The organism is Tropicimonas sediminicola (assembly GCF_900188335.1).
Lineage (GTDB): Bacteria > Pseudomonadota > Alphaproteobacteria > Rhodobacterales > Rhodobacteraceae > Tropicimonas > Tropicimonas sediminicola.
In genome coordinates this window covers 321,272-346,096 of sequence record NZ_FZOY01000005.1, presented here as the reverse complement: position 1 = coordinate 346,096, position 24,825 = coordinate 321,272, and the positions used below count along the sequence as shown (strand labels likewise).

22 protein-coding genes are annotated in these 24,825 nt (G+C 68.4%); 8 read left to right on the top strand and 14 right to left on the bottom strand.

Annotated features, from left to right (window positions below):
- Positions 1 to 3: 3 nt before the first annotated feature.
- The 4 genes from CHB86_RS25235 to CHB86_RS15075 all read right to left on the bottom strand — a co-directional run bounded on the left by CHB86_RS25235 (position 4) and on the right by CHB86_RS15075 (position 7,302).
- Positions 4 to 1,548 (bottom strand): M10 family metallopeptidase C-terminal domain-containing protein, encoded by a 1,545-nt coding sequence (locus CHB86_RS25235; protein ID WP_217898319.1) that lies wholly within the window; start codon positions 1,546 to 1,548, stop codon positions 4 to 6.
- Positions 1,549 to 1,638: 90 nt separating this feature from the next.
- Positions 1,639 to 4,608, bottom strand: coding sequence for a DNA translocase FtsK (locus CHB86_RS15085; RefSeq protein WP_089233882.1), 2,970 nt, complete (start codon positions 4,606 to 4,608; stop codon positions 1,639 to 1,641).
- Between the two features lie 15 nt (positions 4,609 to 4,623).
- Complete coding sequence (locus CHB86_RS15080; RefSeq protein WP_089233881.1) at positions 4,624 to 5,808, bottom strand: aminotransferase class I/II-fold pyridoxal phosphate-dependent enzyme; 1,185 nt, start codon at positions 5,806 to 5,808, stop codon at positions 4,624 to 4,626.
- Between the two features lie 165 nt (positions 5,809 to 5,973).
- On the bottom strand, positions 5,974 to 7,302 hold the full coding sequence (locus CHB86_RS15075) for an amidase (protein WP_089233880.1): 1,329 nt from the start codon (positions 7,300 to 7,302) through the stop codon (positions 5,974 to 5,976).
- Positions 7,303 to 7,387: 85 nt separating this feature from the next.
- Here CHB86_RS15075 and CHB86_RS15070 point away from each other — a divergent pair, with 85 nt between their 5' ends.
- Positions 7,388 to 8,617 (top strand): UbiH/UbiF/VisC/COQ6 family ubiquinone biosynthesis hydroxylase, encoded by a 1,230-nt coding sequence (locus CHB86_RS15070; protein ID WP_089233879.1) that lies wholly within the window; start codon positions 7,388 to 7,390, stop codon positions 8,615 to 8,617.
- Positions 8,618 to 8,632: 15 nt separating this feature from the next.
- On the opposite strand, the gene CHB86_RS15065 is transcribed toward CHB86_RS15070, so the two are convergent.
- The 6 genes from CHB86_RS15065 to CHB86_RS15040 form a co-directional block, all read right to left on the bottom strand.
- Complete coding sequence (locus tag CHB86_RS15065) at positions 8,633 to 8,836, bottom strand: Trm112 family protein (RefSeq protein WP_089233878.1); 204 nt, start codon at positions 8,834 to 8,836, stop codon at positions 8,633 to 8,635.
- Positions 8,833 to 9,465: an LON peptidase substrate-binding domain-containing protein gene (locus tag CHB86_RS15060; protein ID WP_089233877.1), complete on the bottom strand. Its 633-nt coding sequence runs from the start codon at positions 9,463 to 9,465 to the stop codon at positions 8,833 to 8,835. The genes CHB86_RS15065 and CHB86_RS15060 overlap by 4 nt, the downstream gene beginning before the upstream one ends.
- A gap of 26 nt (positions 9,466 to 9,491) precedes the next feature.
- Positions 9,492 to 10,415: a tetratricopeptide repeat protein gene (locus CHB86_RS15055; protein WP_089233876.1), complete on the bottom strand. Its 924-nt coding sequence runs from the start codon at positions 10,413 to 10,415 to the stop codon at positions 9,492 to 9,494.
- Between the two features lie 68 nt (positions 10,416 to 10,483).
- Positions 10,484 to 11,272 (bottom strand): exodeoxyribonuclease III, encoded by a 789-nt coding sequence (locus tag CHB86_RS15050; protein ID WP_089233875.1) that lies wholly within the window; start codon positions 11,270 to 11,272, stop codon positions 10,484 to 10,486.
- 91 nt (positions 11,273 to 11,363) lie between these two features.
- The gene (locus CHB86_RS15045; RefSeq protein WP_089233874.1) at positions 11,364 to 11,816 is read right to left on the bottom strand and encodes a hypothetical protein; all 453 of its coding nucleotides are present in this window, start codon (positions 11,814 to 11,816) and stop codon (positions 11,364 to 11,366) included.
- Between the two features lie 376 nt (positions 11,817 to 12,192).
- Positions 12,193 to 12,879, bottom strand: a complete 687-nt coding sequence (locus CHB86_RS15040) for a response regulator transcription factor (protein ID WP_089233873.1) — start codon at positions 12,877 to 12,879, stop codon at positions 12,193 to 12,195.
- Positions 12,880 to 13,043: 164 nt separating this feature from the next.
- Here CHB86_RS15040 and ribA point away from each other — a divergent pair, with 164 nt between their 5' ends.
- Both ribA and CHB86_RS15030 read left to right on the top strand, forming a co-directional pair.
- Positions 13,044 to 14,126 carry a GTP cyclohydrolase II gene (ribA, locus tag CHB86_RS15035; RefSeq protein ID WP_089233872.1) on the top strand — a complete coding sequence of 361 codons (1,083 nt, stop codon included), beginning with the start codon at positions 13,044 to 13,046 and terminating at the stop codon, positions 14,124 to 14,126.
- Entirely contained in the window at positions 14,123 to 14,617 is a 495-nt protein-coding gene (locus CHB86_RS15030) for a L,D-transpeptidase family protein (protein WP_089233871.1), read from the top strand. Before ribA ends, CHB86_RS15030 begins: the two co-directional genes overlap by 4 nt.
- A 29-nt stretch (positions 14,618 to 14,646) precedes the next feature.
- Here the strand turns inward: CHB86_RS15030 and CHB86_RS15025 are convergent, their stop codons facing one another.
- The 3 genes from CHB86_RS15025 to CHB86_RS15015 all read right to left on the bottom strand — a co-directional run bounded on the left by CHB86_RS15025 (position 14,647) and on the right by CHB86_RS15015 (position 17,956).
- Complete coding sequence (locus tag CHB86_RS15025; RefSeq protein ID WP_089233870.1) at positions 14,647 to 15,300, bottom strand: YggS family pyridoxal phosphate-dependent enzyme; 654 nt, start codon at positions 15,298 to 15,300, stop codon at positions 14,647 to 14,649.
- Position 15,301: 1 nt separating this feature from the next.
- Positions 15,302 to 16,774 carry a tetratricopeptide repeat-containing sulfotransferase family protein gene (locus CHB86_RS25230; protein WP_089233869.1) on the bottom strand — a complete coding sequence of 491 codons (1,473 nt, stop codon included), beginning with the start codon at positions 16,772 to 16,774 and terminating at the stop codon, positions 15,302 to 15,304.
- Positions 16,775 to 16,879: 105 nt separating this feature from the next.
- The gene (locus CHB86_RS15015; protein ID WP_089233868.1) at positions 16,880 to 17,956 is read right to left on the bottom strand and encodes a porin; all 1,077 of its coding nucleotides are present in this window, start codon (positions 17,954 to 17,956) and stop codon (positions 16,880 to 16,882) included.
- 239 nt (positions 17,957 to 18,195) lie between these two features.
- On the opposite strand from CHB86_RS15015, the gene CHB86_RS15010 reads away from it, so the two are divergent.
- The 5 genes from CHB86_RS15010 to CHB86_RS14990 all read left to right on the top strand — a co-directional run bounded on the left by CHB86_RS15010 (position 18,196) and on the right by CHB86_RS14990 (position 23,536).
- The gene (locus CHB86_RS15010) at positions 18,196 to 18,687 is read left to right on the top strand and encodes a DUF3576 domain-containing protein (RefSeq protein ID WP_089233867.1); all 492 of its coding nucleotides are present in this window, start codon (positions 18,196 to 18,198) and stop codon (positions 18,685 to 18,687) included.
- 88 nt (positions 18,688 to 18,775) lie between these two features.
- On the top strand, positions 18,776 to 21,352 hold the full coding sequence (gene leuS / locus CHB86_RS15005; protein WP_089233866.1) for a leucine--tRNA ligase: 2,577 nt from the start codon (positions 18,776 to 18,778) through the stop codon (positions 21,350 to 21,352).
- Positions 21,339 to 21,839, top strand: a complete 501-nt coding sequence (lptE, locus tag CHB86_RS15000; RefSeq protein WP_089233865.1) for an LPS assembly lipoprotein LptE — start codon at positions 21,339 to 21,341, stop codon at positions 21,837 to 21,839. Before leuS ends, lptE begins: the two co-directional genes overlap by 14 nt.
- Positions 21,836 to 22,867, top strand: coding sequence for a DNA polymerase III subunit delta (holA, locus tag CHB86_RS14995; protein ID WP_089233864.1), 1,032 nt, complete (start codon positions 21,836 to 21,838; stop codon positions 22,865 to 22,867). The genes lptE and holA overlap by 4 nt, the downstream gene beginning before the upstream one ends.
- An 81-nt stretch (positions 22,868 to 22,948) precedes the next feature.
- Complete coding sequence (locus CHB86_RS14990) at positions 22,949 to 23,536, top strand: glutathione S-transferase family protein (RefSeq protein ID WP_089233863.1); 588 nt, start codon at positions 22,949 to 22,951, stop codon at positions 23,534 to 23,536.
- Between the two features lie 15 nt (positions 23,537 to 23,551).
- Here CHB86_RS14990 and CHB86_RS14985 read toward each other — a convergent pair whose 3' ends face one another.
- Positions 23,552 to 24,727 (bottom strand): TIGR03862 family flavoprotein, encoded by a 1,176-nt coding sequence (locus CHB86_RS14985; RefSeq protein ID WP_089233862.1) that lies wholly within the window; start codon positions 24,725 to 24,727, stop codon positions 23,552 to 23,554.
- Between the last annotated feature and the right edge of the window lie 98 nt (positions 24,728 to 24,825).

The window sequence follows — 24,825 nt, the reverse complement described above, 5'->3', positions numbered from 1 at the left end:
CGGTCAGGCTTCGATGAAGATCTGCCAGTCCGCAAGACCGGTGAGCTCGGCCTTTGTCACGTCCATGATCCGGATTTCGAGGTCCGCGTCGAAACGGACGAGGCTGTCGGAGCCGCCCCCCGTTTTCACGAAGCGGGCATCCGACGCGGAAAAGCCGGTCGCCGCGATGTCGATCCGGTCGATCCCGAGGTCGTAATCGGTGATGCGGTCGGTCGCGCCGAAATCCTTCCGGGTGAAGACGAAGGTGTCGCGCGCATTCCGGCCGCCGATCAGGACATCGGCGCCGCTGCCGCCGGCGAGCGTGTCGGTGCCGCCGCCGCCGATCAGGCGGTCGTTGCCGGCGTCCCCGGAGAGGCTGTCGTTGCCCGCCTCGCCGAGAAGCCTGTCCTTCTGCCCGCCGCCCGAGAGCGTGTCGTCGCCCGCGCCACCGCGCAGCACGTCGACGCCGGTGCCGCCGTCGAGCGTGTCGTCACCGCCGCCGCCGCGCAGGTCGTCCTTTCCCGCGCCGCCGCGCAGGATGTCGTCGTTCACCCACCAGTATTCCCCGTCGTCGCCGACCAGCAGGTCGTCGCCCTTGCCGCCGACGAGCAGGTCATTGCCGTCGTGGCCCTTGAGCGTGTCGTCGCCGTCCTGACCGTAGAGCTTGTCGCCGAAGTCGTAGAGCCGGCCCTCGATATCCCGGTCGCCCAGAAGCGTGTCGTCCCCTGCACCGCCGCGCAGGATGTCGGCGCCGCCGTTGCCCATGAGCCGGTCGTTTCCGCCGCCGCCCTCCAGCCGGTCCGCCTTTTCCCAGCCCCAGATCTTGTCGGCCCCGCCCTTGCCGTCGATGTGGTTCTTCATGTGGAGCAACCCGACCACCTCCTCAGCCCGCTTGGTCCCTTCGGCGGTGAAGACCCCCTTGTCGAGACCATAGCTCCAGCCCTTCAGGGCTCCGGACTTGCCGTAGATGTGCTGGACGGCCTGCACGTCGAACGGGCTCGGCTCGGTCTGGGGATCGATGGTGTGGTTGTAGGACATCACCGTGGTGTCGGTGCTGTCGAGGGAGGATTTGAGCGTAAAGGCCCCCTCGAACGGATGGCTGAGGCCGAGGGTGTGGCCCAGTTCGTGGAGGACGGTGGTGAAGCCGTGACCGCTGTTCATCTCGTTCTTGTCGAGGTTCATCACGAAATCCTTGGGGTTGTCGAAGGCCCCGCTGTCGATGTTCGTGAAAGGCAGGCTGGCATAGCCGGCAAGGTTGCCGGCGTCGATGTCGGCGGCATAGGCGAGTACCATGGCGCTCTCGTCCGTCGTCTCGACGAAGCGCACGCCCGCGACCGCCTCGTACAGGCCGAGCGCCTTGCGGAACGCGGCCTCCTCGGCCGAGGTGTAGCTCCGGAAGGATTTGGCGCCGTAGGGGTTCTCGTCCTCCAGAAGGCCGGGAAGGTCGGAGCTGGTGGCGAAGCGGTAGGAGATGAAGACCGACGTGCCAAGGGGCGCGGTGGCGTTCCAGCGGTCGCCCTCGTTGTCGAGATAGGCGAGGATCGCCCTATAATCGCCGACTTTGGTCATGGGCCTCCCCTCCTGCTCGATGGCACCGGAAGGGGAGGGTAGCACAGGCCCACCGCCGCGTTAATCCCGGCGCCGGGCAGGGGAGGGGGATCAGGCCTGTTCGGGCACCAGGATCTCGCGCTTGCCCACGTGGTTCGACGCGCTGACGAGCCCTTCCTCTTCCATCTGCTCCACAAGGCGCGCGGCCTTGTTGTAGCCGATGGCCAGCTTGCGCTGGATGTAGGAGGTCGAGCACTTGCGGTCCTTGATGACGATCTGCACCGCCTGGTCGTAGAGCGCATCCTCGCCGTCGGTGTTGCCGCCGAGGCCGAGGACGAGATCGATGTCGCTCTCCTTGTCCTCGTCGGGGCCGTCCACCACGCCGCCCACGTAGTCCGGCGGACCGAAGGCCTTGAGGTGGTTCACGATCTCCTCGACCTCCTCGTCGCTGACGAAGGGGCCGTGGACGCGGGTGATCTTGGCGCCGCCAGCCATGTAGAGCATGTCGCCCATGCCGAGGAGCTGTTCGGCGCCCATCTCGCCCAGGATCGTCCGGCTGTCGACCTTGGAGGTCACCTGGAAGGAGATCCGGGTCGGGAAGTTGGCCTTGATGGTGCCGGTGATAACGTCGACGGACGGACGCTGCGTCGCCATGATGATGTGGATGCCGGAGGCCCGGGCCATCTGCGCCAAGCGCTGGATGCAGGCCTCGATCTCCTTGCCGGCGACCATCATCAGGTCGGCCATCTCGTCGACGATCACGACGATGAAGGGCAGCAGCTCGGGCGCGAACTCCTCGGTCTCGAACACCGGCTCGCCGGTCTCGTCGTCGAAGCCCGTCTGCACGGTGCGGGAGAACATCTCGCCCTTGGAGAGCGCATCCTTCACGCGGCTGTTGTAGCCCTCGATGTTCCGCACGCCCATCTTGGACATCTTGCGGTAGCGGTCCTCCATCTCGCCCACGACCCACTTGAGCGCCACGACGGCCTTCTTGGGGTCGGTCACGACGGGCGAGAGCAGGTGCGGAATGCCGTCATAGACGGAGAGTTCCAGCATCTTCGGATCGATCATGATCATCCGGCATTCTTCCGGGCTGAGCCGGTAGAGCAGCGACAGGATCATGGTGTTGATCGCCACCGACTTACCGGAGCCCGTGGTCCCGGCGATCAGCAGGTGGGGCATCTTGGCGAGGTTGGCCACGACCGGCGCGCCGCCGATGTCCTTGCCGAGCGCGAGCGGCAGCGGCATCGAGGTGTCGCCGAATTCGCGCGCCGAGAGGATCTCGCGCAGCACCACCTTCTCGCGGTTGGCGTTGGGCAGTTCGATACCGATCACCGAGCGTCCGGGCACGGTGGAGACACGCGCCGAGAGCGCCGACATCGAGCGGGCGATATCGTCGGCGAGGCCGATCACGCGGCTCGCCTTGAGGCCGGGCGCGGGCTCCAGCTCGTACATGGTCACGACCGGACCGGGACGGACGGAGACGATCTCGCCCTTCACGCCGTAATCGTCGAGCACGTTCTCGAGCATCCGGGCGTTCTCTTCCAGCGCCTCGTCGGAGAGCACGTGGCGCTCGACCGAGGTCGGGCTGGTCAGCAGCGACAGCGGCGGGATCTCGTATTGCTCGGCCTCGGCCGGCTCCAGCTCGAGCGAGGGCTGCGCCTCGGCGCGGGCCTGGCGCGAGGGCTCTGCCACCTTGCGGGGCGGGTGCTGGACCACGGCCCTGGGCTCGTCGTCGAGCGACGCGACCGGGGTGCCGCGCTCGTAGATCGTCGGCGCGACCTGCGGGCGGGCGGTGCTCGGCGCGGGCTGCGGTGCGCCGGGCGCGACGGGGGCCGGCGGCTCGACGGGCTGCGGCTGCGGGGCACGCTGGGTGGGCGGCGTCTGCACCTGCATCGGCGGCATGGCCGGCGGCGGCATGTCGTCGATCTCGGCCATCGGCGCAGAAGGCACGGCGCCCGGCACCTTGAGGATCAGCGGATTGGGGCCGCGGCGGCGCACCACCGGCGGCTCGGCCCGTCCGATCGTGCTCGGGGCCGCGGGGCGCGGGATGGCGCGGGCGCGAACGCGGATCGCATCGGCGATCCGCGCCTTGATCCGCTCCTCGCTGGGGCCGGCATCCTCGGCGGTCTCGTAGAGATCCTCGTCGTCATAGTCCGCGGCGGCGGGCTCGGCGGCGAAGGCGGCCTCCGGCGTGGGGGCACGGCGCACCAGCTTGGTGACCGAACCGAGCAGCTTGCCGGCGGCGGGACGTTCGGCACGCAGGGGCGGCTCGGGCGGCAGGTCGTAGTCGTCATCCTCGACCAGAACCGGCTCGCTCTGGCGGCGCTCGGCACGGTCCTCGACGCGCGCCGCACGGCGTTCGGCAAGCCGCGCCCGCTGTTCGCCGCCCTTCTCGGCAAGCCCCCGGGCCAGCACGGCCGTCCCGGCGACGCCCACACCCGCGGCGCGCAGCAGGCCCGCGTAGAGAAGGATCACGCCGACCACGAGGAAGCGGCCGATCCGGCGCAGCTCGTCAAAGGTGAAGCCGGTCACGAAGAGCAGCATCGACAGGGCGCCGAGCCCGACCGGCACCGCCAGCAGGCGCACGCCGAAGCTCGCGGAGATCGGCAGCATGTTGAGCGTGGCGCCCAGCACGGTGTCGCCGAAAAGCCCGCCGAGACCGAAGCTGTGCGTCCATTCGGAACTGGGCACGACGGTCGAGGCGTAGACGGCGGCGCAGGCCACGGCGATCGGCGCGAACAGCAGCCGGCCGAGCGCGCGCTCGGTCCCGCAATGGGCCAGCAGACGGATGCCCCAGGCCATGGCGATTACCGCCAGCGCCCAGCTTCCGAAGCCCACGACGATGAACAGCGGCGCGGCGATGGAGGCGCCGAACCGGCCCAGCAGGTTGCGCACCGGCGCGTCGGTGGCGGAGAAGAAGGACGGATCCTGTGGCGCGTAGGAGGCAAGCATCGCCGCGATGGCCGCGGCCAGCCCAAGGAGCATGATCCCGACCAGCTCCCGTCCACGCCTTTCGATGGCTTCCTGCATGGAGCTGTCGAGAAGGGGGTCACGCTGTCTTGTCTGATATGAAGCCATCGGATCTTTTCGTCCTTATTTTTCGTAGAGGCAGTCACGCAGGCCCAGCAACCCGCGCCGCAACTCGTCCATCCCTGCAACCATCGCGACCCGGACATATCCCTTGCCGGGATTGTCTCCACCCACGTCGCGACCCAGATAGGCGCCGGGCAGAACCCGTACGCCGGTCTGTTCGAATACCTGTATCGCCGTCGTCTCGCCATCGCTGACCGGCAGCCAGAGGAAAAATCCCCCTTCGGGCCCCTGATACCCCTCTACGCCGGCCATGATCTCGTCGGCGAGGCGGAATTTCTCCTGGTAGATCGCGCGCGAAGCCTCCACGTGGGCCTCGTCCGCCCAGACCCGCTCGGCCACCCGCTGCAGGGGCAGCGGCAGCGGCGCCCCGGCATAGGCGCGGAGCTGGCGGATGCGCGCCATGCATTGCGGCCCCGAGGCGACGAAGCCCGAGCGCAGCCCGGGCAAGTTCGACCGCTTGGAGAGCGAGTGGAAGATCACCACCCGCTCCGGGTCCGCCCCGGTGGCCTGCGCCATCTGGAGCGCGCCGGGCGGCGGCGCGTCGCGGTAGATCTCGGAATAGCACTCGTCGGCCATGATCCGGAAATCGTGGCGCTCGGCGAGGTCGAGCAGCCGCCGCCAGTAGGTCTCGTCCGCGACCGCACCCTGCGGGTTCGAGGGCGAGCAGACATAGGCGAGCGTCACACGGTCCAGCAGCTCGGTCGGCAGGGCGGTGTAATCGGGCAGGAAACCGGTCTCGGCCGTGGCCGGCACGAAGAAGGGGTCGGCCCCGGCCATCAGGGCGGCAACCGCGTAGACCTGGTAGAACGGGTTCGGCACCAGCACCACGGGCGCCTTGCCCCGCTTGGTCTCCGGGCTGAGCGCCAGCGCGGTGTTGAACAGCCCTTCGCGGGTGCCGTTCAGAGCCATGATCTGCGTGTCCGGGTCGACCGTCACGCCATAGCGGCGCCCGATCCAGGCCGCGATCGCGGCCCGCAGCTCCGGCGTGCCCTCGTTGGGCGGATACTTGGCGAAGCCGGCGATGTTCTGCGTCAGCACGTCTTCGAGGAAGTCCGGCATGGCATGGCGCGGCTCGCCGATCGTCATATCAATGACGTCGCCGCCCGGCTCGGACTCGGCCAGCAATTTCCGCAGACGCGGAAAGGCGTATTCGGGTAGGTCCGAAAACCTGTCGGGGAACGTCATGCGCTCGCTTGCTGTAAACTGCCTCGGGGTCGGGGTCGTGACGCCCCGTTTGGTGACAGATTAGCCACGCTGCCCGGTTTGGTCCAGAAAATGTGACACTCCGCCGGGGGCTTGTGTCTTTTCGGCCAGATCGCCGGGCCGGAGCCCGGCGAGGCCGACCAAGGCTCAGGCCAGCGCCGCCTCCGCCGCCGCACCGAGGCGCAGCAAGGCCTCCTCCGCCATCGGCGGGGCCATCAGCGACACCCCGGCCGAAGGCACGCCGGTGGGCAGGGTCAGAGCACAGAGACCCATGAGGTTGCCGATCCGGGTGTTGCGCAGGGTCATCAGGTTCTCGCCCACGAAGAAATCGGCGTCCTCCTCGAGCAGGGCCTTGTTCGGCGGCATGATCGGGACCGTCGGCACGAGGACCGCGTCATATTCGGCGGTGGCGGCGAGATAGGCGCGGCGCAGGCGTTCCAGCTCCTGCCAGGCCGCGACGAAATCGGCGGCCTCGATGCCCTTGCCGCCCCGAAACCGCTCCAGCACCGGCGGATACATCCGCTCCGGATGCGCCTCGATCTCGGTTTTCCAGGTGCCATAGGCTTCGGGCGCATAGAGCGTCGGCGACAGGGCCATCGCGGCCTCCACCTCGGGCAGTTCGCGCTCCTCGATCACCGCACCGGCTGCCGCGAGACGCGCGATGGCGCGGTCGAAGCCTTCCTTCGGTTTGTCCCGCAGCCCGTCGAAGGCGGTGGTCTTGAGCACCATGAGCCCACGGCCTTCCAGCGAGGCGCCGGTCAGGTCCGCGGGCTTGCCGCCTTCGAGGATCGCCAGCAGCAGCGCGGCATCCTCGACCGTCCGGCACAGCGGGCCGACGGTGTCGAACCGGGCACAGAGCGGAACCACGCCGGAGAGCGAGAGGCGGCCCGAGGTCGTCTTGAGCCCGACGAGGTCGTTCCAGGCCGAGGGCACCCGCACCGAGCCACCGGTGTCCGAGCCGATGCCCGCCGCCGCCAGCCCGAAGGCCACGGAGGCCGCCGCGCCCGAAGAAGAACCGCCGGGCACCGCCTCGGGGTCGTTCACGCAGGGCGGCGTCTCGGTCACCGGGTTCAGCCCGAGACCGGAGAAGGCGAGTTCGGTCATGTGGGTCTTGCCGAGGCAGACGAGCCCCGCCGCGGTCGCGTTGCGCAGCACCTCGGCATCGGCGTCCGGCACCCGGCCCCTGAGCAGCGCGGTACCGGATTCGGTTCCGACGCCCGCGGTGTCGAACAGGTCCTTCCAGCTCACCGGCACGCCGTCCAGCAGCGACCGCCGCAGACCGAGCCGCGCCCGTTCCGCGGCCGCACCGGCCTCGGCCAGGGCGCGGTCGCGGGTGGTGCGGGCGTAGATCCGGCCGGAGGCCTCGTGGCTGTCGATGGCCGACAGGTAGGCTTCCGTCAGCGCCACCGGGTCGATCTCTCCCGCGCCGATTCCGCGGCCCAGGTCGCCCGCACTCATCCAAAGCCACTCGTTCATGCCGTTCTCCGAATTCTGCCGAAACGGACCCTAGCGGCAGGGCAGCGCATGGACAATCCCGACGACTGGGGTATGTCTTGCCGCGATGACACATGACAGCGACCTCCTGATCGTCGGCGGCGGGCTCAACGGACCGGCCTTGGCGCTGGCCTGCGCCCAGGCCGGCATGACCTCGACCGTGATCGACGCGCTGAGCACCGAGGCGCGGGCCGACGCGGGATTCGACGGGCGCTCCTATGCGCTGGCGCTCGCCTCGCAGCGGCTGCTCTCGGCCATCGGCATCTGGAACAAGGTCGCCGAGCACGCCCAGCCGATCCGCAACATCGTCACCACCGACGGCCGCCCCGGCGAGGGGCCCGTGCTGCCGTTTGCCATGCACTTCGACCACGGCGAGCTGGACGAGGGGGTGATGGGCTACATCCTCGAGGACCGCTACCTGCGCCGCGCGCTGCTGGAGGCGATCGAGGCCGAACCGAAGATCACCCACCGCCCCGGCGAGACGGTCGTGGACCAGGAGATCACCCCCTCCGAGGCGCGCGTCACGCTAGCGTCGGGCGATACGCTGACCGGGCTGGTGCTGGTCGGCGCCGACGGCCGCAAGAGCGGCGTCGGCCTTCGCGCGGGCATCCAGCGGACGGGATGGGATTACGGCCAGACCGCGCTGGTCTGTGCCGTGGAACATGAAAAGCCGCACGACGGCACCGCGCACCAGTTCTTCATGCCGCACGGTCCTCTGGCGATCCTGCCGCTGCCCGGCAACCGCAGCTCCATAGTCTGGGCCGAGACACCAGAGGCCGCAGCCCATATCGCCAGCCTCGACGACGCCGGCTTCCTCGCGGCGCTGCGCCCGCGCTTCGGCGATTTCCTTGGGGAGATCCGGCTGGCCGGCAAACGATTCTCCTACCCGCTCAACCTGACCATGGCCAACCACACGGTGAAGGACCGGCTGGTGCTGATCGGGGATGCGGCGCAGGGCGTGCACCCGATCGCCGGACAGGGCTTCAACCAGGGGCTGACGGATGTGGCCACGCTGACCCAGGTGCTGGCAGAGGCGCGGCGGCGCGGCGAAGATATCGGCTCGATCCTCGTGCTCGAGCGTCACCGGGCCTGGCGCAGCTTCGACCGGGCCACGCTGGCGCTTGGCATGGACGCGGTCAACCGGCTGTTTTCGAACGATAATCCGATCCTGCGGGTAGCGCGCGGGATTGGCATGGGGGTGATCGACAAGCTCCCTGCCCTGCGTCGCACCTTCATCCGCGAGGCCGCGGGGCTGTCGGGCGACGTGCCGAACCTGCTCAAGGGAAAACCGGCCTGACGCGACCGGGCCGGCTCAATCGAGCGGCCGCGCCTCGTCGATCACAAGGATCGGCACCCCGTCGCGGATCGGATAGGCCAGCCGCGCGGCGCGGGAAACGAGCTCCTGCCGATTGGCATCATAGGAGAGCAGCGTCTTGGTCTGCGGGCAGACCAGCGCCTCCAGCATCTTGCGGTCGGCAATTGTGGGGCGGGGCTCGGACTCGGGGCGCGCGTTCATTGCATCACCTCCGCGCCATCGTCGCCCGCATGCAGCGCGAACTGCATCAGCGCCGTCAGGGTCTGCCGACGGTCGGCCAGCGTCGGCGCCTCCAGCAACGCCTGCTTGTCGCCGACATCAAAGGGCAGCAGCATCGACAGCGAGTTCAGCAGCAACTCGTCATCGGCTTCCTTCAGGCTGTCCCAGTCGGTCGACAGCCCGCGGTCTTCCATGAACCGCGCCAGCAGATCGAGGAACGGCTGACGCCGGAACCCCGCGTCCCGCTCCGTGGCGCCGCTATCGCGGGTGAAATCGCTCCAGTCGACACGGGCCCGGATATAGGGCGTGAAGCCCTCGACCTTCTCGATCAGGCGGAAGCGGGAGATCCCCGTAAGGGTAATCATGTACCGCCCGTCCTCGGTCTCGGAAAAGGCGGTGAGGCGCCCGGCACAGCCGATGGACTGCAGGCCCTCGGTCTCCCGCGGCTGCACCATGCCGATCAGACGATGCTCCGTCTTCATCGTGTCATCGAGCATCGCAAGGTAGCGCGGCTCGAAAATGTGCAGCGGAAGCCGGGAACGCGGCAGGAGCAGCGCCCCCGGCAAGGGGAACAGCGCGATGGTGTCGGGCAGGTCGGTCCTGGAGATCATGCAACCAAGGTAGCCGGATCGCGCCGTCAGGCAAATATCATCGAGCTGAGTTTGCGGCGGCCGTTGAGAACCACCGGGTCGGTCGGCTTGAGCGCATCGAAAATCGTGAAGAGCTGCGCCTTCGCGGCGCCGTCATTCCACTCCCGGTCGCGGCGGAACAGTTCGAGCAATTCGGCCACCGCCTCTTCCACCTCGCCATTGGCATGCAGCGCCTGGGCGAGGTCGAACCGGGCCTGATGGTCGTTGGCGTCGGCCTCCACGGCGGCGCGCAGTTCCGCCACCGGACCGGCGTTGGCCGCCTGCCTGGCCAGTTCGAGCTGGGCGCGGGCGGCTTCGACCTCGGGGGCCTTGGCGATCTCGGGCGCGGCGGAGGCGAGCAGGGCCTCGGCCTTGTCGGTCTCTCCGAGCGCCAGGTGCGACCGCACGAGGCCACCGAACGCAGCCGCATTCAACGGGTCCTCGCCGAGGATCGCCGCAAAGGTCTGAGCCGCGTCGACGACTGCGCCTTCGCTCAGCATGCCTTCGGCCGCCTCGACCGCCTCGGCCAGCCCGCCGTCACCGGCCAGCGCGGCAACGCGGTCGACGAAGGCCTTGACCTCGGACTGCGGCAGCGCGCCCTGGAACATGTCGGCCACCTGGCCCTTGTAGAAGGCGACGACCGTGGGGATCGACTGCAGCGGCAACCCCTGCTGGGCGAGCATCTGCGCCAGCCGCTGGTTCTGATCGACGTCGATCTTGACCATCGTCACCTTGCCGCCGGCCGCGGTGACGGCTGCCTCGAGCGCCGGCCCGAGCGTCTTGCACGGTCCGCACCAAGGCGCCCAGAAATCGACGATGACCGGCACTTCCTGGCTGGCGTCGATCACGTCGGGCATGAAGGTGGCTTCGGTGCCGTCCTTGATCAGGCCGGCAGGGGCGCTCTGCGGGGGGGTCTGGCCAAATTCCAGCATCGGTCTCTTCCTTGCATGTCTTTGGGGTTTAGATGGCGCATCGCCCGACACCTTGCAAGGGCGGCGCCTCAGAGATCGAAGGTCGCGAAGACGGGCGCGTGGTCGGAAGGCTGCTCCCAGCCGCGCACGTCCCGCAGGATCCGGCTGGAATGCGCCGCGTTCGAGATGTCGGGTGTCGCCCAGACGTGATCGAGCCGCCGCCCCTTGTCCGCCGCGTCCCAGTCGGGCGAGCGATAGGACCACCAGGAATAGAGATTGCCAGCGGGAATGTCGGCCCGGGTCACGTCCACCCAGCCGCCGGCATCCTGCGTCTCGGCCAGGTGCTCGACCTCGATCGGCGTATGGCTGACCACCTTCAGAAGCTGCTTGTGGTTCCAGACGTCATCCTCGCGCGGGGCGATGTTCAGATCGCCCACGAGGATGGCCTTTTCCGGGCGCTCGGCATGGAACCAGTCCCGCATCCCGGTCAGGTAGTCGAGCTTCTGGCCGAACTTCTCGTTGATCTCCCGGTCCGGCTTGTCGCCGCCGGCGGGGACGTAGAAGTTGTGGATCACCACCCCGTTCGCCAGCCGCCCGGCGACGTGGCGCGCATGGCCGAGCTCCGCGAAATCCATGTCGCCGACATCCTCCATCGGCAGTTTCGACAGGATCGCCACGCCGTTGTAGCCCTTCTGGCCGCGGGCGATCATGTGGGTGTAGCCGAGCGCGGTGAAGATATCGGCCGGGATCTTGTCCACCGGGCTCTTGCATTCCTGCAAGCACAGGATGTCCGGCGCCTCGTCGCGCAGCAGCCGCGCCACGAGACCGGCGCGCAGGCGCACGGAGTTGATGTTCCAGGTGGCGAGGGTGAAGGGCATGGGGCGTCTCCGGCGTCAAATGCCGCGCGACCCTAGCGCCCCCGCACCGCGGCCTCAAGGGCGGCCGGACCACCGGCCCGCCCCTTTGTCCTCAGCAACGGTTGGTGTTCTTGCCCCCCTGGCACTGCAGCCGCGAATTGGCCGGGTCCCTGTCGAGGCTCTCGCTCGGGAAGGACATCCAGCCGCCATTCTCGAAGTCGGGCGTCTCGCCGCCGTTGCCGATGCCCGAATTGGTATTGCGGGCCTGATCGACGAACGCGGCGTGTTCGTCATTCCATTTCGGGTTCCGGGGACGCGCCTCGCGCGACGACTTCCGAGCCTCGCGCTCGGCCCGCCGCTTCTCCCTCCGCTCGGCCCGGGCTTCCTTCCGTTCGGCCTTGCGTTCCGCCCTGGCGTCGGCGTCCTTCTTCGCGCCCTTGATCTCGACGAGATGCGCCATCGCGCCGGTGGCGTGCGTCCGATCCGGCACCGCCCCCGCCTCTGCTCCCTTTGGCAGAACGACGGCAAGAGCGACAGCGGAAGCCAGAATTGTGAACTTGAACATGTTTCCCCCCATTACAGCCGAACCCGCGCAGGCACCCCGCACACACCGCGACAGCGCCCCGCACTTTCGAACCCCGGAAAGGTATCAGCGCAATCGTCTCGCTCAAAAGAATTTGCCGGAACCGTTCACGCCAGCCGAACAGAAGCCAGCTCGACAGCGGGATCGTTTCCAGTTTCGGGAAATTCGGAGCAAGCCGAACGCGGTACACGGAGCTCCGGCCTGTGAATCCCTGGCCCCGCGCCCACAAGAAAAAGACCCGGGCCGAAGCCCGGGCCAGTCCAACAGGGAGGTGCCGCGCCATCACCCCGACGCGACAAGGGGAGACTATCCAGACAAGGTTAACAACTTCCTTCACGGAAGGTGTTAACGTTGGCGATCACGCAACGAGGCGATATCCGCCGGATTCGGTTACCAGAAGACGGGCGTTCGAGGGATCGGGCTCGATCTTCTGGCGCAACCGGTAGATGTGCGTTTCTAGCGTGTGCGTCGTGACTCCAGCGTTATATCCCCAGACCTCGTGCAGCAGCACGTCGCGCGCCACGACGCCGTCGGTCGCGCGATAGAGGAACTTGAGGATGTTGGTTTCCTTCTCGGTCAGCCGGATCTTGCGCTCGTTCTCGTCGATCAGCATCTTCATCGCCGGCTTGAAAGTATACGGCCCAAGCTGGAACACGGCGTCCTCTGACTGCTCGTGCTGGCGGAGCTGGGCGCGGATACGGGCCAGCAGCACCGGGAACTTGAACGGCTTGGTCACGTAGTCGTTGGCACCGGCATCAAGCCCGAGGATCGTGTCGGCGTCGCTGTCGTGGCCGGTCAGCATCAGGATCGGGCATTTCACGCCCTGCTTGCGCATCAGCCGGCAAAGCTCGCGCCCGTCGGTATCGGGAAGCCCCACGTCGAGGATCACCAGGTCGTAGAGCCCGGCCTTGACCTTTTCCATCGCCTCGTGGCCGTTGCCGGCCTCGAACACGTCGAAATCTTCGGTCATCACGAGTTGCTCGCTCAGCGCCTCGCGCAGGTCGTCCTCGTCGTCTACCAGCAGGATCTTCTTCAGCGTGCCCATGGGGTATGCCTCCTTGTGTTCACCGGGAGATGCGGGCGGGTGACCTTTGCGGCAAGATTTGCTGCAAGGATCTCACGGCGATGTGTCAACACCCGCCCGATTGTTTCAGCTTCCGGGCCTCCGGGGAACGTGCTAACGCTCCGCCCCAGAGAAAACGAGCCGCCATGACCCTTGCCCCCTCCCCCGCCGAACGCCGTGCCCGCGCGCGCGCCGACCTGCGCATCGGGGTTCCGGTCTGCTTGCGGGACGGCGACAGCGTGGCGCTTGTCGCCGCCGTCGAATGCCTCTCGCCGGACCGGTTTGCCATGATGACCGCCGAACCGGGTGCGACCCTCGCCATCACCGCCCGCCGGGCCGAGACCCTCAAGGCGCGCGCCTACGACGGAGACCTGGCGCGGATCGCCCTGCCGCGGGATGCCTCGCTTGCCTGGGCGCAGTCTGTGGCCGATCCGGCCGACGACCTGACCGACCCGTTGAAGGGCCCGTTCCGCACCGAGCGCGACAGCCCGGCCACCCTGCACCGCGCCGCCATCGCGCTGGCCAAGGAAGCACGGCTGCTTCCGGCGGTCCTGGTGCGCCCCCTGCCCGACCTGTCCGTCGCGATCACCTCGAACCTGACCATCCTCGACCTGTTTTCCGACAGCGCCCCTTCGAGCGCCCCGCAATACGAGGAGGTCGTCTCCGCCCGCCTGCCGATGGCGCTGGCCCGGGCCGGGCGGCTGCACATCTTTCGCCCGGGCGACGGCGGCGAGGAACACTATGCCGTGGAGATCGGTCAGCCCGACCGCGCGAAACCGGTCCTCGCCCGGCTGCACTCCGCCTGTTTCACCGGGGACATCCTCGGCTCGCTCAAGTGCGACTGCGGCCCGCAACTCCACGCCGCGCTCGCCGCGATGGGCGAGGAAGGGGCCGGCGTTCTGCTCTATCTCAACCAGGAAGGGCGCGGCATTGGGCTTGCCAACAAGATGCGGGCCTACAGCCTGCAGGACCAGGGGTTCGACACCGTGGAGGCCAACCACCGGCTCGGCTTCGAGGACGATGAGCGCGACTTCCGGATCGGCGCGGCGCTGCTGCGGGAGCTGGGGTTCTCCTCGGTCCGGCTGATGACGAACAACCCCGCCAAGATCGCCATGATGCAGGCCCAGGGGATCGACGTCACCGAGCGTGTGCCGCTCAAGGTCGGACACACCCGCGAGAACGCCGCCTATCTCGCCACCAAGGCCGCGAAGTCGGGCCACCTGCTGTGACCCCTCAGGACCTCGTGCTGACCCCGCGCGGCATCCGCTTCATGGGCCGCACCTTTCCCGCCGCCATCGGTAAGGGCGGGCTCCGCGCCGACAAGCGGGAAGGCGACGGCGCCACGCCGCGGGGCATCCACTGCATTGCGGGACTCTATTATCGCCCCGACCGGCTCCTGCCGCCGGCCCCCTGGGCCAGGCCCATCGGCCCGGACGACCTGTGGTCCGACGATCCCGCGGATCCGGCCTACAACACCCATGTCCGGGCGCCGCACGCTTTCAGCCACGAGCGCCTGCGCCGCGCCGATCCGCTCTACGATATCGTCCTGACGACGGACTGGAACTGGCCGGTGGCCACGCCTGGCCGCGGCTCCGCGATCTTCCTGCACAGCTGGCGCAAGCCGCGCCACCCCACCGAAGGCTGCATCGCCTTTCGCCGCGATCACCTCGCCTGGATCGCCCCCCAGGCCGCGCCCGGCACCCGGCTCATCGTTCCCTGAACTTTCAGGATGGCGCCGGTCGCGGCGACCTAGCCGTAATCGCGCTCGCCGAAGATTGCCGAGCCGACGCGGACATGGGTCGCCCCCTGCGCGATCGCCCGCTCGAAATCGCCGCTCATCCCCATCGACAGCCCGTCGAGCCCGTTGCGGGCGGCGATCTTGGCGAGCAGCGCGAAGTGCAGGCTCGGCTCCTCCTCCACGGGCGGGATGCACATCAGCCCCTGCACAGGCAGGTCCAGAGCCCGCGCCTCGGCCACGAAGGCATCGGCCTCCGCCGGCAGCACGCCGGCCTTCTGCGGCTCCTCGCCGGTGTTGACCTGGATGAAGAGCGGCGGGCAGCGCCCCATCTCCTGCGCCAGCCGCGCCAGCGTGGTGGCGAGCTTGGGGCGGTCGAGCGTATGGATCGCGTCGAACAGCTCGAACGCCACCCGCGCCTTGTTGGTCTGCAGCGGCCCGATCAGGTGCAGCTCGACCCCGTCGAACCTTTCGCGGAAGGCCGGCCACTTGCCCTGCGCCTCCTGCACCCGGTTCTCGCCAAAGACCCGGTGCCCGGCCTCGAGCACCGCCTCCACCCGCTCCAGCGGCTGCACCTTGGAGACCGCGATCAGAGTCGTGCTGCCGGCGGGCCGGCCCGCCTCGGCCTCAGCCTTTGCGATCCGTTTGCGGATGTCGTCCAGCCCCATGTTACAGCACCCCTTCCCGCTCCAGCGCCGCCGTCAGCGGCGCGAGCTCGGTTTCGTATTTCACCCAGGCCCGCGCCGAGGTCGTGTAGATCGGCTGGCGCACCTGGCCAATCGACAAGGTCTTCACCTCGCGTTTCGCGGCGTGGAATTCAAGGCAGGCGTCCTCCCATTCCAGCCCTGCCGCCTCGACGAGCGCCCGGCTTTCGGCCTCGGGATCGGCGACCAGCGCCTCGTAGCTGATCTCGTGGAAGCCGCCGGGCAGCGCCTCGCGCCAGAAATCGAGCATCCGCAGGAAGGTCGCGTAATAGGCGGCGAGGTCCTCCAGGTCGTAGGCATAGCGGTGCGTGCCCGGCTTGAACTGGTTCTTGTAGATCGAGAACAGAAGGTCCCGCGGATCCCGGCGCACCACGACGAATCGGGCCGAGGGAATGGCCTGCTTCAGCAGCCCCATGAACAGATGGGACTGGATGCCCTTGTCGGTGACCACGCGATCGAAGGCGACGGCCTTGCGAATGGCGTCCTGGTAGGCCTGCCCGAGTCCCTCGATCTCGGTGCCGGAGAGTTCCGCCGCCGGGCGAAATCCTGTCTTCGGCATTCCGATCACGCCAAAGCAGAGCCGCGGCGAAATGGACTGCTCGCCCGCGGCGGTGACCTGCGAATGACTGGCAAGCACCTGCTCCACCAGGGTCGTTCCCGACCGCGGAAGACCGGTGACGAAGATCGGCGCGAAGTCTTCGCTGGCCGGCGCGGAGGGCGTGAAATCGTGGCCGGAAAAGGCGTCGATCAGCGCCTCCACCTCGTCCCGCCGTTCCGAGACGTCATACTTGTAGAGCTCCTTCGTCGCCCTGTTGGCCGGCGTCAGATAGGTGAAGACCCGCTTCGTCTGGCCGGTGTCTTCCATCGCCTTGGCCAGCGCGAACTGGAGCTGCACCCGGTTGGCGCCCTTCACCCTGGGGTCGGCGTGGGCCTGCTCCATCATGCGGATCACCGGGTCGTCCGCCTTCACCTTCTTGGGCACCACCAGCATCCGGTAGACGTCGCCGCGGAGCGGGGATTTCTTGAGAACGCGGCGCAGCTCCCTGTCCGCCCTGTCGATCTCTCCCATGCGCTGCAGCAGGAACGCCCGGTCGATGCGGAGGTTCTCCGCCGTCGGATGGGTTGCGAGCGCGTCGTCGTAGAGGGTGATTGCGTCCTTGTCCCGCCCGACCGAGGACAGCACCGCCGTCATCGCCGAGAGGATGGCCGGCTCGGCGGGCTTGAGGCGCCTCGCGCGCTCCAGATGCGCCAGCGCCCCGTCGGTATCACCCTGGTCGAACGCGATCCTGCCGAGGTGGAAGTGAACCTCCGTCAGCCGCGGAGCCACGTCGGCAATGGCCTTGTATATGGCCTTCGCCTTTTCGAACTCGCCACTGCGTTGCAGGTCCTGCGCGCGTTTGAATTCGGTGGGGATCCGGGAAGGGTTCAGGGGGAGCATGGGCGATCCGTTCAGGCTTGACTGGTCAAGCTATCGCGCGTGTGCCCCAAAAAGAAAAGAGCGGGCGAATGCCCGCTCTTCCCTCAATTCTATCCGATCCGGAGATCAGAAGGACATCGACAGACCCAGCGAGTAGGAGTCCCAGTCGATATCGCCATTGCTGGTGGCGTCGTCGTCGGCGAAGCCACGGGCGCTCGCCTCGGAGTTGCCGTAGCCGGCCAGAACCGACAGGCCGCCGCCCAGGTCGTAGCCCATGGCCAGACCCCAGCCGGAGGTTTCCACGTCGCCGCTGCCCCGGACGTCGAAGTCGCGCTCGCCGTAGTTGGCTGCGATGCTGAAGGCATCCCAGCTGAAGCCACCGCCGATGGCCCAGTGCGAACCGGACTTCAGGGCATCGCTGTCCCAATCGGAGTAGACGGCACCGATGGAGAAGCCGTTGTCCATTTCGTAGGCAGCCGACAGACCCCAGACGGAGGCGTCTTCACCGAACCCAACCTGGATGTTCGTGTCGTCCGAACCGAAGGTAACCGAACCGTTGTCGGATTCCTGGTAACCGATGCCGAGCTTCAGGACGCCAGCGCCGAGCTCCGGCGACCACTTGGCGCCAACAGCCCAAGCCGGGTCGTAACGGTCACGGTCAGCGGCATCCAGCTCTGCGTCGTTCGCGTCGTCCATTTCGAGCGACACGGCGAAGCCGAAGTCACCGTAGGTGTAGTCGTAACGCAGCACCTGACCGTCGTAGTCACCGTCGAGGTAGGTGTCTTCACGGCCGAAGTGGGCGGTTTCGTCGTCCGCGATGGAGCCGGGGGAGCCAACAGCTGCCGGGTCCTGCATGGCCCAGTCCAGAGCGCCGTCGGTGTCGCCCATGGTCACGGTGCCGAACTCGCCGGAGACGAAGACGGTGAAGTCGGCGTAGCCGGTCACGTCGCCCAGGCCCTGGGTGGAGGAGTCGGACACGTCGTCCAGGTCGATGGTACCACCGAAGACCAGGCCGCCATCGGTTTCAGCCGACAGCGAGAAGCGGACGTCGATGCTCTGCATGAACTGGGGCTCGCGATCGATGTCGCCACCGCCGCCAACCACACCCAGCTCGGCGGAGCCGGAGAGTGCAATGTTATCGTTCGCAGCCGCGGCGCCGGCGAAGGCGACCAGGGCGGTCGAAGCGAGAAGGATCTTTTTCATCGTTTTCCCTCGTGTATCTCAAGAGTTCACCACAACCCGGAAGTCCGAGTTGGGTATGTGCATCTCTCTCGCTCCGCAGCCCCATGATTGCAAGGCGACGATACGATTGGCTGGGCACGCTTCCGGATTTGGTGCAGCTTTGCCACAGTGCCGAAACCCTGCCTGCCGCCTAAGGACTTGTGAGCCTCGGGCCGCTCGGCTAGACCTTCCGGGAACTGAGAATGAGGGGCAGATACGGCATGACCTTTCAGCGCGTGATACGGACCGCCGCTGCAATGGGCCTTTTGGGCCTTCTGGCAGCCTGCAGCGGCAATCCGCTCGACAATCCCGCGCCCTCCAATCTGCCCGACGAGTTCAACCCCGCGCTCGACGAAGACGGCAACGAACGCGAGACGATCTGGGACCTTTTTGTCGGCGTCGACAATCCCAACACGACGCTGGAGGTGAACCGCTACCTCTGGCAGGCCTCTCTCAATGTCCTGAACTTCCTGCCGATCGAACGAGTCGATCCGTTCTCGGGCATCATCGTCTTCGGCTACGGCACGCCCCCGGGCGGCAGCCGGTCCTATCGCGCGACGGTCTACGTTACCGACCCGGCGCTCGACGCCCGCTCGCTCAAGGTGTCGCTGGTCTCACGGTCCGGTCCGGTCGATGCGGACACCGTCCGCGCCATCGAGGATGCGATCCTGTCGCATGCCCGCCAGATCCGGATCGCCCACTCGGCGCTCTGATCCCCGCACAATCGCGCTCTGGACGATGGGCTGCGCGGCGCTTATCAAGCCGCGCAACGCCAATTGATACGTGAGCCGAGGTAGCGCGATGTCCCGCCTGAACCCGTCCGAGATCGAACCGAAGTGGCAGGCGGCCTGGGACGAGGCCGGCTGCTTCGCAGCGGTCCGCGATCCTGCCAAGCCCAAGTATTACGTGCTGGAGATGTTCCCCTATCCCTCCGGCCGGATCCACATCGGGCACGTGCGCAACTACACCATGGGGGACGTCATCGCGCGCTACAAATCCTCCTGTGGGTTCAGCGTGTTGCACCCGATGGGCTGGGACGCCTTCGGGATGCCGGCAGAGAACGCGGCGATGGCCTCGGGCGGCCACCCGAAGGACTGGACCTATTCCAACATCGCCGACATGCGCGACCAGATGAAGCCCCTGGGGCTGTCGATCGACTGGTCCCGCGAATTCGCGACCTGTGACCCGGAATACTATGCCCAGCAGCAGCGCATGTTCATCGACATGCTGGACGCGGGGCTGATCTACCGCAAGGCCGCCGTGGTCAACTGGGATCCGGTCGACATGACCGTGCTGGCCAACGAGCAGGTCGAGCAGGGGCGCGGCTGGCGTTCCGGCGCGCTGGTGGAGCGGCGGGAGCTGACCCAGTGGTTCTTCCGCATCTCCGATTTCGCCGAGGAACTTCTGGAGGCGCTGGACGGGCTGGAGAACTGGCCCGAGAAGGTGCGCCTGATGCAGGCCAACTGGATCGGCAAGAGCCGCGGCCTGCAGTTCGCCTTTTCGCTGATCGACGGCCCTGCCAGCCACGACCGGGTCGAGGTCTACACCACCCGGCCCGACACGCTGATGGGCGCAAGCTTCGTCGGCATCTCGCCGGATCACCCTCTGGCCAAGGCGCTGGAGAAGGACAATCCCGAGATCGCCGCCTTCTGTGCCGAGTGCCGGCGCATGGGCACCTCGGAGGAGGAGCTGGAGAAGGCCGAGAAGAAGGGATTCGACACCGGCCTCCGGGTCCGTCACCCGTTCGACACCGCCTGGGAGCTGCCGGTCTACATCGCCAACTTCATCCTGTTGGACTACGGCACGGGGGCGATCTTCGGCTGCCCGGCGCATGACGCGCGCGACCTCGAGTTCGCCCGCAAGTACGACCTGCCGGTGACCTCCACCTACGCCCCTGCCGACCCCGCCGCAGAGTTCGTCGCGCCCGAAGCCGGCGGCGAGGCCTACGTGCCGTTGAAGTCCGAAAAGGTTCGCTACGTCAAAGGCTTCGCCGGAGACGAACTGCAGACCGGCGAGCAGGGAATCGACACCGCTATCGCGGCCTGCGAGGAGGCCGGCGTCGGCCGCGGCGTGACCAAGTTCCGCCTGCGCGACTGGGGCCTGTCGCGGCAGCGCTACTGGGGCTGCCCGATCCCGGTGGTGCATTGCTCCGCCTGCGGCGTGGTGCCCGAGAAGCGCGAGAACCTGCCCGTCCGCCTGCCCGACGACGTGAGCTTCGACCTTCCCGGCAACCCGCTGGACCGTCACCCGACCTGGCGGGACGTGCCCTGCCCGAGCTGCGGCGCACCGGCAAAGCGCGAGACCGACACGATGGACACCTTCGTCGATTCGTCCTGGTACTTCGCGCGCTTCACCGCGCCCCATGCCGACACGCCGACCATCGCCGAGGAAGCCGACTACTGGATGAACGTCGACCAGTATATCGGCGGCATCGAGCACGCGATCCTGCACCTGCTCTATTCGCGCTTCTTCGCCCGCGCCATGCACCTGACCGGCCACCTGCCGGAGAAGAGCAAGGAGCCCTTCGAGGCGCTGTTCACGCAGGGCATGGTGACCCACGAGATCTACCTGACCCGCGACGAGAACGGCCGTCCGGTCTATCACCTGCCCGAAGAGGTGGAGCGGACCGAGGCCGGCGTTGTCGTGAAGGCAACGGGGGAAGCGGTCGAGGTCGTCCCCTCCGCCAAGATGTCGAAGTCCAAGAAGAACGTGGTCGACCCGGTCGAGATCGTCGCCAGCTACGGCGCCGACACCGCCCGCTGGTTCGTCATGTCCGACAGCCCGCCGGAGCGCGACGTGGAATGGACGGCCGCCGGCGCCGAAGCCGCGTTCAAGCACCTGGGCCGGGTCTATCGCATCGCCTTCGAGCTGAAGGAGGCCGGTGCGCCGGAGGGCGGGGCCGAGGACACCGCGCTGGAGCGCGCCACGCACCGAGCGATCGCCGACGTGACCGAGGGGATCGAGGGCTTCGCCTTCAACACCTCGATCGCCAAGCTCTACGGTTTCACCAACACCATCGCCAAGTACAAGGCGAGCGCCGGCGCCAGGGCGCAAGCGATGCGCGTCATGGCGCAGCTCATGTCGCCGATGACCCCGCACCTGGCGGAGGAAGTCTGGTCGATGCTGGGCGGCGAGGGGCTGGTGGCCCGCGCGCCCTGGCCCAAGGCCGACCCCGCGATGCTGGTGGAGGACACCGTCACGCTGCCGATCCAGATCAACGGCAAGCGGCGCGGCGAGATCGAGGTCGCCAAGGACGCCGACAAGGCCACGGTGGAGGCGCTTGTCCTGGCGCATGACGCGGTCGTCAAGGCGCTGGACGGCGGCCAGCCCAAGAAGCTGATCGTGGTGCCGGGGCGGATCGTCAATGTGGTCGCCTGATCGCAGGGCCCTGCTGGCCGCGCTCGCCGTCACCGGCGGGCTCGCCGCCTGCGGGTTCACGCCGGCCTATGCGCCCGGCGGCAGCGCCTACGCGCTCCGCAACCAGATCCTCGCCGAGGCGCCGAGCTCGACCGAGGAATACGCCTTCGTCGTCCAGTTCGAGGACCGGCTGGGGCGGACCAGCGATGCCGCACCCTACCTGCTGACCTATTCGATCACGACCGAGACCGACGGGCTGGCGGTGACCTCCGACCAGGAAACGCTGCGCTACAACCTCTCCGGGGAGGTCCGGTTCACCGTGACCGACCGTGCGAGCGGCGCCGTGCTGACCTCCGGGCGGACCGAAAGCTTCACGTCTTATTCCGCGATCGGCACCACTGTCGCGACCCGCGCCTCGGAGAAGAGCGCCAGCGAGCGGCTGATGGTGATCCTCGCCGACCAGACCGTGTCGCAGCTGCTCGCAACAGCCGGAAGCTGGCAGCCGTGAAGCTCTCGCCCCGCGACGCCACAGCCTTTTTCGCCAAGCCCGACCCGCGCCGCGCCGGCATCCTGATCTACGGCAACGACGCCATGCGCGTCGCGCTGAAGCGGCAGGACATGGTCGGCGCGCTGATCGGCCCGGCGGGTGAGGAGGAGATGCGGCTGACCCGGCTCTCCGGCGCAGAGCTCCGGCGCGACCCGGCGGCGCTGATCGACGCGGCCAAGGCCGTCGGCTTCTTTCCCGGCCCGCGCGTGGTGCTGGTCGACGAGGCCGGCGACGGCAATGCCTCGGCCTTCGAGGCGGCGCTCGAGGAATGGCGGGAGGGCGATGCGATGATCGTCGCCACCGCCGGACAGCTTCCGGCCCGCTCGAAGCTGCGCAAGCTGTTCGAAGGCGCGGGCAACGCGTTTTCCGCCGCGATCTACGACGACCCGCCGAGCCGCGCCGAGATCGAGGCGGAGCTGAAGCGCGCCGGGCTGGCGCAGGTGTCTCCCGAGGCGATGGGCGATCTCGAAGCCCTCGCCCGCGCGCTCGATCCCGGCGACTTTCGCCAGACGCTGGAGAAGATCGCGCTCTACAAGATCGACGACAGCGCGCCGCTGTCCAGCGCCGAGGTTGCAGAGCTTGCCCCGGCCACGATCGAGGCCGCGACCGACGACATCCTGCACGCCGTCGCCGAGGGCAAGGCCAACCAGATCGGCCCGCTGATGCAGAAGCTCTCAGGACAGGGCGAGTCCCCTGTCGGCCTGATCATCGCGGCGTCCCGCCATTTCCGCGCCCTGCATGCCGCGTCGGCGGATCCGAAGGGTCCGGCCGCCGGGCTCTCGCGGCAGCGCCCGCCGGTCTTTGGCCCCCGCCGGGACAGGATGATCCGGCAGGCGCAGGACTGGGGCATGCCGCGGCTCGAACGCGCCCTGCCCCTGCTGGTCGATACCGACCTCGCCCTGCGCTCCGCCGGCCAGACCGCGCCGCAGATGGCGCTGGTCGAGCGGCTGTTCATCCGCCTCGCGATGCTGCGCAGCGCCCGCCTCTGACCCTGTCCACCGAGGGCTTTACGCTACAGGCGGGGCGTGCCAGCGTGGCGCGAGGAATGCCCCGGGGGAGGACAAGGCGGAATGTACACGGTGATCGGCAACGTCCGGAGTCGCGCGCTGCGCGTGCTCTGGATGCTGGAGGAACTCGGCCTCGACTATGAGCACGTCGGCGCCCCGCCGCGCTCCGAGGACGTGATCGCGGTGAACCCTGCCGGGAAGGTCCCGGTGCTGGTGGTGGACGGAACGCCGGTGACCGATTCGACTGCGATCCTGGCCTTTCTGGGGGACCGCCACGGCGCGCTGACCTTCCCCGCCGGCACGCTCGACCGGGCGCGGCAGGACAGCATGACCCAGTTCCTGCTCGACGAGTTCGACGCCGCGCTCTGGATGGCCGCCCGCCACAGCTTCATCCTGCCGGAGCAGTTCCGCGAGGGCGCCATCAAGCGCAGCCTGAAATGGGAGTTCGAGCAGAGCCAGAGGACGCTGGTGGCCCGGATGGCGGAGGGGCCGTTCCTGATGGGCGAGACGATGACGGTGCCGGACATCATCCTGACCCATTGCGGCAACTGGGCCGATGCCGCCGGCTTCCCGATCACCGAGCCTCGGCTGGCCGAATACCTCGAGCGACTGCGGCAGCGTCCGGCGCTGAAGCGCGCGATGGCGCGCTGATCCGGTGCGGCGGGGTCACCTCCCGGCCGCGGCGCGCCCGGCCCAGCGGCCGGTCGCGAGGCAGGCCGTGAGCAGGTAGCCACCGGTCGGGGCCTCCCAGTCCAGCATCTCGCCGGCGACATGGACGCCGGGAAGGGCCGTCAGCGCCAGACCCGCGTCGACCGAGGACCAGAGCACGCCACCTGCGGTGGAGATCGCCTCGTCGAGCGGACGCAAACCGGCGTGGCGCACCGGCAGTGCCTTGACCACGCGGGCGAGCGCCTCGGGCGCCTCGGGCAGCGGGCGGGCGAATTCCATCAGAAGCGCCTGGCTCACCGGGTCGAGCCGGAGCGCCTTGCGCAGGTGGTTGCCCATGCTCTGGCGACCACGCGGCCGCGCCAGCCGCTCCGCCACCTTCTCAAGGGTCCAGTCGGGCAAAAGGTCCAGCGTCAGCGCCGCCCCCTCGCGCACCGGCCGGCAGATCGCGTAGACGCCGCTGCCCTCCAGACCGCGGGCCGAAACCACGCATTCGCCGCGGGACCGGACGTCGCCGGCGCTGAGGGCGATGCCCTTGACCGGCGCCCCGAAATGCCGGGCCATCGGCGCCGACCATTCGACCACCAGCCCCGCGTTGGCCGGCGCGAAGGGCGCGAGGCCGACCCCCGCCGCTTCCAGCCAGGGCGCCCAGGCCCCATCGGAGCCGAGCCGGGCCCAACTCGCGCCGCCGAGCGCCAAGACGGTGCGCGCAGCCTTCACCTGCCGGACCCCGTCCGGCGTATCGAACACCGCCACACCGCCCTCCCAGCCGCGCCAGCGCCAGCGGGTGCGCAGCGTCACGCCCTTGCCCGCCAGCCGTGCGGCCCAGGCGCGCAACAACGGAGAGGCCTTCATCGCCACCGGAAAGACCCGGCCGGAAGTGCCGGTGAAGACGGGCTGGCCCAGGGCCTCGGCCCATTCGCAGACGGCGCGAGGACCGAACTCCGCCAGCATCGGCGCCAGACGCGGCGCGGCCGGCCCATAGGCGTCGAGAAAGGTCTCCGGGTCTTCGTCCTTGGTCAGGTTCAGTCCGGATTTCCCGGCCATCAGGAACTTGCGCCCGATCGAGGGCTTGGCCTCGGTCACGATGACGGGCACGCCGCTGTCCGCGATCGCCTCGGCCGCCATCAGCCCCGCGGGGCCCGCGCCCACGACCAGTGCCTGCACCTCTTCCATGTCCCTGCCTTGCCCCGCCCTGCCTTGCGCGCCATCTTCCTGCAGTGCGGCGTCCGCCGCAAGCCGGGGCCAGCGCGCCCGAAGGCCCAGACCAGGAA

Excerpts from the sequence above, each read along its gene's own strand:
- CHB86_RS15075 (WP_089233880.1), bottom strand. The coding sequence starts at position 7,302 with ATGAACGAGTGGCTTTGGATGAGTGCGGGCGACCTGGGCCGCGGAATC.
- CHB86_RS15045 (WP_089233874.1), bottom strand. The coding sequence starts at position 11,816 with ATGTTCAAGTTCACAATTCTGGCTTCCGCTGTCGCTCTTGCCGTCGTT.
- CHB86_RS15080 (WP_089233881.1), bottom strand. The coding sequence starts at position 5,808 with ATGACGTTCCCCGACAGGTTTTCGGACCTACCCGAATACGCCTTTCCG.
- lptE (WP_089233865.1), top strand. The coding sequence starts at position 21,339 with ATGTGGTCGCCTGATCGCAGGGCCCTGCTGGCCGCGCTCGCCGTCACC.
- leuS (WP_089233866.1), top strand. The coding sequence starts at position 18,776 with ATGTCCCGCCTGAACCCGTCCGAGATCGAACCGAAGTGGCAGGCGGCC.
- CHB86_RS15065 (WP_089233878.1), bottom strand. The coding sequence starts at position 8,836 with ATGAACGCGCGCCCCGAGTCCGAGCCCCGCCCCACAATTGCCGACCGC.
- CHB86_RS15010 (WP_089233867.1), top strand. The coding sequence starts at position 18,196 with ATGACCTTTCAGCGCGTGATACGGACCGCCGCTGCAATGGGCCTTTTG.
- CHB86_RS14985 (WP_089233862.1), bottom strand. The coding sequence starts at position 24,727 with ATGGAAGAGGTGCAGGCACTGGTCGTGGGCGCGGGCCCCGCGGGGCTG.
- CHB86_RS15040 (WP_089233873.1), bottom strand. The coding sequence starts at position 12,879 with ATGGGCACGCTGAAGAAGATCCTGCTGGTAGACGACGAGGACGACCTG.
- ribA (WP_089233872.1), top strand. The coding sequence starts at position 13,044 with ATGACCCTTGCCCCCTCCCCCGCCGAACGCCGTGCCCGCGCGCGCGCC.
- CHB86_RS15050 (WP_089233875.1), bottom strand. The coding sequence starts at position 11,272 with ATGCCCTTCACCCTCGCCACCTGGAACATCAACTCCGTGCGCCTGCGC.
- CHB86_RS25235 (WP_217898319.1), bottom strand. The coding sequence starts at position 1,548 with ATGACCAAAGTCGGCGATTATAGGGCGATCCTCGCCTATCTCGACAAC.
- CHB86_RS15060 (WP_089233877.1), bottom strand. The coding sequence starts at position 9,465 with ATGATCTCCAGGACCGACCTGCCCGACACCATCGCGCTGTTCCCCTTG.
- CHB86_RS15025 (WP_089233870.1), bottom strand. The coding sequence starts at position 15,300 with ATGGGGCTGGACGACATCCGCAAACGGATCGCAAAGGCTGAGGCCGAG.
- CHB86_RS15055 (WP_089233876.1), bottom strand. The coding sequence starts at position 10,415 with ATGCTGGAATTTGGCCAGACCCCCCCGCAGAGCGCCCCTGCCGGCCTG.
- CHB86_RS25230 (WP_089233869.1), bottom strand. The coding sequence starts at position 16,774 with ATGCTCCCCCTGAACCCTTCCCGGATCCCCACCGAATTCAAACGCGCG.
- CHB86_RS15015 (WP_089233868.1), bottom strand. The coding sequence starts at position 17,956 with ATGAAAAAGATCCTTCTCGCTTCGACCGCCCTGGTCGCCTTCGCCGGC.
- CHB86_RS15085 (WP_089233882.1), bottom strand. The coding sequence starts at position 4,608 with ATGGCTTCATATCAGACAAGACAGCGTGACCCCCTTCTCGACAGCTCC.
- CHB86_RS15070 (WP_089233879.1), top strand. The coding sequence starts at position 7,388 with ATGACACATGACAGCGACCTCCTGATCGTCGGCGGCGGGCTCAACGGA.
- CHB86_RS14990 (WP_089233863.1), top strand. The coding sequence starts at position 22,949 with ATGTACACGGTGATCGGCAACGTCCGGAGTCGCGCGCTGCGCGTGCTC.